This is a genomic window from Dietzia sp. B19 (assembly GCF_014145155.1).
GTDB lineage: Bacteria > Actinomycetota > Actinomycetes > Mycobacteriales > Mycobacteriaceae > Dietzia > Dietzia natronolimnaea.
This window is the reverse complement of sequence record NZ_JAALED010000074.1, coordinates 1-5,937: the sequence shown is the minus strand read 5'-3', so window position 1 is coordinate 5,937 and position 5,937 is coordinate 1. Positions and strand designations below refer to the sequence as shown.

The following is a 5,937-nucleotide window of genomic DNA, read 5'->3' as shown; positions in this document are numbered from 1 at the left end:
GTAGGTCACCGCCGAACACAACTTCACACGAGAGCCCCCGGATCGCATCACGCGACCCGGGGGCTCCCGTCATACCACCCCACCTTGACCGGCCACCGCGCCCCACACCCGCCCCGCAAGGCCGGAGTCACGTAGTCCCTCCACGGAGACCACCGCACCCCGGCTGTCGGTGAGCGGGACACGCCAGTTGGGGTACTCCTCGGACGTCCCCGGCATGTTGACCGGCCGGCGATCTCCAGCCAGGTCGGCGACGGACACGGCGTACAGGAGAGAGGGCGCCGCGGACAGAAAGGCGTGGAGCGCCACCACCAGGTCTTCCGGGCTGTCGCCCTCGAGGAGACCGCGCTGCCTGACCGCCTCGGTGTAGGAACGGATCTCGGCCGCGGCATCGAGGCGCTCCTGCTCCGCATCGCCCGTCAGCTGGCCCAGCTCCTCGCGGACGTCGACGTGGACGAGATCGACATAACCTGCAGTCGGGGGGAGGTCGTGGGTCGTCACCGAGGCCATGCACAGTCGCCGGTAGTCCTCCGGAGGCGTCGGCCGGCCATCCTCCTGCTCGAACCACATCACCGAGGTTCCCATGACTCCTCGCTCGGACAGTTCCTCCCGAACCCCCGGTGCGACGGTCCCCAGGTCCTCTCCCACGACCACGGCTCCGGCACGTGACGCCTCCAGAGCGAGGACCCCGATCATCGCCTCGTGGTCGTAGCGCACATAGGTTCCCTCGGTGGGCGCGAGTCCCGACGGTATCCACCAGAGTCGGAAGAGCCCGAGGATGTGGTCGATCCGGATCCCTCCCGAGTCCCGCAGCGCAGCGCGCACGATGTCCCGGAACGGTCGGTAGCCATCCTCGGCGAGCGCGTCCGGTCGCAGCGGGGGTTGAGACCAGTCCTGGCCCAGCTGGTTGTAGGCGTCCGGCGGCGCGCCCACGGTGACCCCGCGTGCCAGTGAGCGGTGGAGGGCCCAGGCGTCGGCGCCGGTGGGATGAACCCCGACGGCGAGGTCGTGCAGGATGCCCAGACGCATCCCCGCCGACAGGGCCGCCCTCTGCGCCCCTGCACGCTGTTGAGCGACCTGCCACTGCAACCACTGGTGGAAACGGACCTCCTCCGCGTGGTCGTGCGCGTAGCGCGCCACCGCGTCGGAGTCCGGATCCCGGAGATCCTCGGGCCACCGCGACCAGTCCGGGCCCGCCTCGGCCGCCAGCGCGCACCACGTGGCGAAGCGATGGAGACCGGGTTCCTGTTCGACGACGAAGGCGTCGAACTCCCGTGCCCGATCATCCGACAGGGGAGCGGAGAACACCATCCGCAGCGCATCGAGCTTGGCACTCCAGGAGGAGTCGCGGTCGATGGTGTCCCGGGAGTTGTGCGGGTGCTGTGACCGCGCGAGATCATCGATTCTCCGCCTGTCCTCATCCGGCAGGGCGGTGTACTCCGGAATCTGCTCGGGACGGAGATACAGAGGCGAGGCGAACCTACGCGTGGTGGGTAGGTACGGGGACGGCTCCACCGGCGGGAACGGCTCCCCGGCGTGCATCGGGTTGACCAGGACGAAGTCGGCTCCGAGGTCCCGGCCCGCCCAGCCGGCGAGGTCGGCCAGATCGGCCAGGTCCCCGACCCCCCACGATTGCTCGGACCGGACCTGGTAGATCTGCGCGGCCAGACCGGCCGCGCGGCGTCGCGTGAGGTCCGCGGGAACCGGTATCGATTGCGGGGCCACCAGCAGGGTGGACTCGACCGTCCGGGATCCGGGAGCTGACGGGTCGGAGACCACGGCGACGAGCCGATGCCATCCGAGGGGGAGGGAGGCGGGGAGGTCGAGTTCGACGCGGTCGACGAGCACGCCGTCGACCTGCATCGACTCGGCAGGGGTGTCGGGGAGCTCCACATCGAGCGGTGCGGCCGAGTCCTCGAGATGGGCCGACAGCGTCACCGTGGCACCGCGTGGGGCATGAACCGCGCACCTGGCGCTCGCCCCCCGCCTCGCCACTATCGTCGGTGGGAGCACCCGCCGCCACGGCCGCAGACGATTCTCCTCGAGGGCCTCACGGGCCGTGGTGCCGCTCTCGTCGTCGTCATCGCCGGCCCGGACGCCCATCGCGGCCAGAACCGCGCGCAGGGTCCGGGCGGTGATGTCCTGTCGGACTCCGCGCGCATCGGTGTAGCTCGTGGCGACCCCACACCTCTCGGCGAGCTCGACCAGGGCGGGGGGTACGGCGTCGGTCACGGTCACGGGGGTCCTCGCGTCGGGTCGGGCGGCGCCCCTGCCGGGACGCCGCGGACAGTCACGGTCCACTGTGCCATCGGAGCGCGCGGGGTGCGGGTCGACAAAAACGGACCGCACTCCGCGCGCGGTGGGTGGACAACGTAACCTGAGTTCGAACACGTATCAGTTCCGCCCAGAGAAAGGCCGTGGACAACCCATGACCGAGGCATTCATCTACGACGCCATCCGGACTCCGCGAGGCAAGGGCAAGCCTGGCGGCGCTCTGCACGGGGTCAAGCCGATCGACCTGGTCGTCGGTCTCATCGAAGAAATGCGGCGTCGGTTCCCCGACCTCGACGAGAACCGGATCTCGGACATCATCTACGGAATCGTCACCCCCCTGGGTGACCAGGGCATGGATCTGCCGCGCATCGCCGCGCTGGCCGCCAAGATGCCCGACACCGTGGCCGGCGTGCAGATCAACCGCTTCTGCGCATCCGGCCTGACCACGATCAACATGGCCGCCCAGAAGATCCGCTCCGGATGGGACGAGGTCGTCCTCGCCGGCGGCGTCGAGTCCATGTCGCGTGTCCCGATGGGCACCGACGGCGGGGCCTGGGCCCTGGACCCGGCCACCAACTACGACACGTACTTCTCCCCGCAGGGGATCGGTGCCGACCTCATCGCCACCCTCGAGGGCTTCACCCGCGAGGACGTGGACCGCTACGCCGAGCGCTCGCAGCGGCTCGCCGCCCAGGCGTGGGAGGAGGGCCGGTTCGCCAAGTCGGTCGTCCCGGTCAAGGACATCAACGGTGTCACCATTCTCGACCACGACGAGCACATGCGTCCGGGCACCACCGTCGAGAAGCTGGCCGGCCTCACGCCGTCGTTCGCCATGGTCGGCGACATGGGTGGCTTCGACGCCGTCGCGCTGCAGAAGTACCACTGGGTCGAGGAGATCAACCACGTCCACCACGGTGGCAACTCGTCCGGCATCGTCGACGGCGCCGCGCTCGTGGTGGTCGGTTCGGAGAAGGCCGGCAAGGAGATGAACATGACGCCGCGCGCCCGTGTCGTGGCCGCGGCCACCTCCGGCGCCGACACCACCATCATGCTCACCGGCCCGACCCCGGCAGCGAAGAAGGCTCTCGAGATCGCCGGCCTCACCTCTGACGACATCGATCTCTGGGAGCTCAACGAGGCCTTCGCCTCCGTCGTCCTGCGGTTCCAGAAGGACATGAACATCCCCGACGAGAAGCTCAACGTCAACGGCGGAGCGATCGCCATGGGCCACCCCCTCGGTGCGACCGGCGCCATGATCACCGGCACCGTGCTCGACGAGCTCGAGCGGACCGGCGGCAAGCGCGCCCTCATCACGCTCTGCGTGGGCGGCGGCATGGGAGTCGCCACCATCATCGAGCGCGTCTGATCCGCACCACCGACACCACAGCCTTGAGGAGTAGAGAACCAGTGAGCGAAAACATGTTCCGGTGGGAGCAGGACGGCGACGGCATCGTCACCCTCACCATGGATGACCCCGACCACGGCGCGAACACCATGAACGCCCGTTTCATCGACGACTTCTCGGAGACCGTCGGCCGCATCGAGGCCGAGAAGGACTCCATCAAGGGCGTCGTCCTGACCTCCGCCAAGAAGAGCTTCTTCGGTGGCGGCGACCTCAAGTCCATGATCACGGCGGGCCCCGAGGACGCCGAGCAGCTGTTCGAGCGGTCCATGGAGATCAAGGGCCGGATGCGCGCCCTCGAGACCCTCGGGGTCCCGGTCGTGGCCGCCATCAACGGTGCGGCCCTGGGTGGCGGCCTCGAGCTCGCGCTCGCGTGCCACCACCGCGTCATGGCCGACGCCCGCGGCGCCAAGGTCGGCCTGCCCGAGGTCACCCTCGGTCTGCTGCCGGGTGGCGGCGGGATCGTCCGGACCGTCCGCATGTTCGGCCTGGCCCAGGCCGTGCCCAACATCCTCATGTCCGGTCGGTCCTTCGCGCCGGCCAAGGCGCTCGAGGCCGGCCTCGTCGACGAGGTCGTGGCCCCCGAGCAGTTGATCGACGCCGCCAAGGCGTGGATCGGCACCGAGCCCGAGGCCACCCAGCCGTGGGACCGCAAGGGGTGGAAGCTCCCCGGCGGCACGATCAAGGACCCCGCACTGGCCGGCGTCCTGCCGTCCTTCCCCGCGAACATGCGCAAGCAGACCAAGGGCGCGCCCTCCCCGGCGCCGCGTGCCATCATGGCCGCGGCCGTCGAGGGCTCGCAGGTGGACTTCGCCACCGCGGAGAAGATCGAGGCGCGCTACTTCGTCTCGCTGGTGACCGGCGTCGTGGCCAAGAACATGATCCAGGCCTTCTTCTTCGACATGCAGCACTGCTCCTCGGGGGGAGCGCGGCCCAAGGCCGCCGACGGTTCGGAGATCCCCCGGACGCAGTTCACCAAGGTCGGAGTCCTGGGAGCCGGCATGATGGGCGCGGGCATCGCCTACGTCTGCGCCAAGGCCGGCATCGAGGTCGTGCTCAAGGATGTCGAGCAGGCCTCCGCCGACAAGGGCAAGGCGTACTCCGAGAGCATCGAGGCCAAGGCGCTCGAGCGTGGCCGCACCACCCAGGAGAAGTCCGACGCGCTGCTCGCCCGGATCACCCCGACGGCGGATCCGCAGGCGCTGGCCGGCTGCGACCTCGTGATCGAGGCGGTCTTCGAGTCCCCGGACCTGAAGAAGAAGGTCTTCCAGGAGATCGAGGACGTCGTCAACGCGGACGCGCTGCTGGGGTCCAACACCTCCACGCTGCCGATCACCGACCTCGCCACCGGTGTGAAGCGGCCCGAGGACTTCATCGGCCTGCACTTCTTCTCCCCGGTCGACAAGATGCAGCTCGTGGAGATCATCTCGGGCGAGAAGACCACGCCCGAGACGCTGGCCAAGGCGATCGACCTCACCCTGCAGATCCGCAAGATCCCGATCGTGGTCAACGACTCCCGTGGCTTCTACACCTCGCGCGTGATCGGCACGTTCGTCAACGAGGCCATCGGGATGCTGGCCGAGGGCATCGAGCCCTCGACCATCGAGCAGGCCGGTCGCATCGCCGGATACCCGGCGGCGCCGCTGCAGTTGTCCGACGAGCTGAACCTCAACCTGATGGTCAAGATCCGTCAGGCCACCCGCGAGGCGGCGGAGGCCGCCGGGCAGGAGTTCGTGCCCGACGCGGTCGACCGGGTGATCCTCAAGATGGTCGAGGAGCTGGAGCGTTCCGGCCGTGCCGCCGGCGCAGGCTTCTACGAGTACGCCGACGGTAAGCGCGCCGGCCTCTGGCCGGGCCTGCGGGAGGCGTTCGACACCTCCCCGGAGAACGCGCCCCCGCTGCAGGACCTGGTGGACCGCATGCTGTTCGCCGAGGTGCTCGAGACGCAGAAGTGTGTGGACGAGGGCGTGATCGTCGACGACGCCGACGCCAACATCGGGTCCATCATCGGCATCGGGTTCCCGGCGTGGACGGGCGGGACCCGCCAGTACGCCAAGAACTACGCCGCACCCGGCGAGCACGTCGCCTCGGGCTACAAGGGTTTCGTCGCCCGAGCCGAGGAACTGGCCGCCAAGTACGGCGAGCGCTTCGCGCCCACCGAGTCGTTGAAGAAGGCGGCTGCCGAGCAGAACTGAACAGGCCACCGGCCGAGCGGTCCGCTCGACACGCGGTAGAGGCGGCCGCCCCCGGGAACCCCCGGGGGC

Annotated in this window: 3 protein-coding genes; 2 read left to right on the top strand and 1 reads right to left on the bottom strand. The window is 69.5% G+C overall.

Annotated features, from left to right (window positions below):
* Window positions 1-69 precede the first annotated feature (69 nt).
* Window positions 70-2,229 carry a 4-alpha-glucanotransferase gene (malQ, locus tag G6020_RS03025; protein ID WP_182609611.1) on the bottom strand — a complete coding sequence of 720 codons (2,160 nt, stop codon included), beginning with the start codon at window positions 2,227-2,229 and terminating at the stop codon, window positions 70-72.
* Window positions 2,230-2,425: 196 nt separating this feature from the next.
* Between malQ and G6020_RS03020 the strand changes: the two genes are divergently transcribed.
* Both G6020_RS03020 and G6020_RS03015 read left to right on the top strand, forming a co-directional pair.
* Window positions 2,426-3,637: an acetyl-CoA C-acetyltransferase gene (locus G6020_RS03020; protein ID WP_179524636.1), complete on the top strand. Its 1,212-nt coding sequence runs from the start codon at window positions 2,426-2,428 to the stop codon at window positions 3,635-3,637.
* 41 nt (window positions 3,638-3,678) lie between these two features.
* The gene (locus G6020_RS03015) at window positions 3,679-5,868 is read left to right on the top strand and encodes a 3-hydroxyacyl-CoA dehydrogenase NAD-binding domain-containing protein (RefSeq protein ID WP_182609610.1); all 2,190 of its coding nucleotides are present in this window, start codon (window positions 3,679-3,681) and stop codon (window positions 5,866-5,868) included.
* Window positions 5,869-5,937 lie beyond the last annotated feature (69 nt).

Coding starts and splice junctions, on each gene's coding strand:
- G6020_RS03020 (WP_179524636.1), top strand. CDS start 2,426: ATGACCGAGGCATTCATCTACGACGCCATCCGGACTCCGCGAGGCAAG.